Here is a 1,335-nt window from a genome sequence, read left to right on the forward strand (position 1 = left end):
GGGTCCGCTTGTCGCCGGCGTACTATTCAAAACGGGAAGAGGCGACCATTTCTTGTTTGCCATTCATCACCTTGCGGTCGATGGGGTTTCCTGGCGCCTCTTACTGGAAGACCTAGCAACTGGATACGACCAAGCTAAACACAAAGAAGCCATCCGGCTCCCATTGAAAACAGCTTCCTTTCAACAGTGGGCTGAGGCTTTAGCTGAATATGGTCAAAGCCGAAAGGTCAAAAAGGAACAGAGTTATTGGAGAAAAGTTCTAAATACAACGGTCACTCCATTCCCGAAAGATGGAGATGCCGTAAATAATCGTATGTCAGATGAACGACATGTCACGATACAGTTTACTAAAAAAGAAACCAATGACCTTTTGAAGGATGCGAACAAAGCGTACCGGACAGAAATCAACGATTTATTATTAACCGCCCTGCTTAGCGCAACGGAAGAATGGACAGGAAAGGATAATGTAGTTGTAGATCTTGAAGGACATGGACGGGAGTCCATCGGAGACGACACTGTTGATATCTCTCGAACAGTTGGCTGGTTTACAACGATGTTTCCTGTAGCACTGAGCTTTTCCGGATCCTATGATCCGGGAGAACGCATACAGATGGTTAAAGAGCAGCTGCGACGCATTCCTAATAAAGGCATCGGTTTTGGCCTCCTCGCTTATTTAGGCGAGGGAAATGAAAAAGAACAGATGAGTCCATCACCAATCGGCTTCAATTACTTAGGTGATTTTGGGGATCACGCCGGGATAGGAGAACAAGCATGGCAGATGTCACCACTTTCCAGTGGAGTGTCACTTGGAATGAAAAATCATCGAATCCATGCATTGGAAATGAACGGCATGACGCTTGAAGGATGCCTTCAATTCCGCATTAGCTTTAACCGTTGGGAATATCAAGATGCGACCATTCGCACCTTTGCGGAAAGCTTCAAACGTCACCTGAATGAACTCGTTAATTATTGCATCGCTCAAGAAAACAGCTTGATATCTCCATCTGATGTTGGATACGCAGTCCTATCACTTGATGCCTGGAAGGAAATACAAACCATTCATCCCGCTGAGTTAGTAGAGGAGATTCGCCCGTTGAGTCCGATGCAGGAAGGAATTCTGTTTGAAGGGCTAAAAAATCCGGATTCACCAGCCTATTTTGAACAGTTAAGCTTTATCGTCAATGGGGATTTAGATTCCACGCATGTACAGGACAGCTTCCAGGACCTGGCGGTCCGGCATGATATTCTCCGAACCGTTTTTACAACGGAAGGAGATCAGCCATTACAGTTAGTATTAAAACAGCTGCCGCTTGAAGTAAAAGAAGTGTCGCTTCT

At 45.6% G+C, this 1,335-nt stretch carries 1 protein-coding gene; it reads left to right on the forward strand.

Annotated features, from left to right (window positions below):
• On the forward strand, nt 1-1,335 hold a 1,335-nt coding region (locus J2S17_RS28730), incomplete at both ends, for a condensation domain-containing protein (RefSeq protein WP_307480812.1).

Origin of the sequence: Cytobacillus purgationiresistens, from assembly GCF_030813235.1 — a bacterium.
Taxonomy (GTDB): Bacteria; Bacillota; Bacilli; order Bacillales; family Cytobacillaceae; genus Cytobacillus; species Cytobacillus purgationiresistens.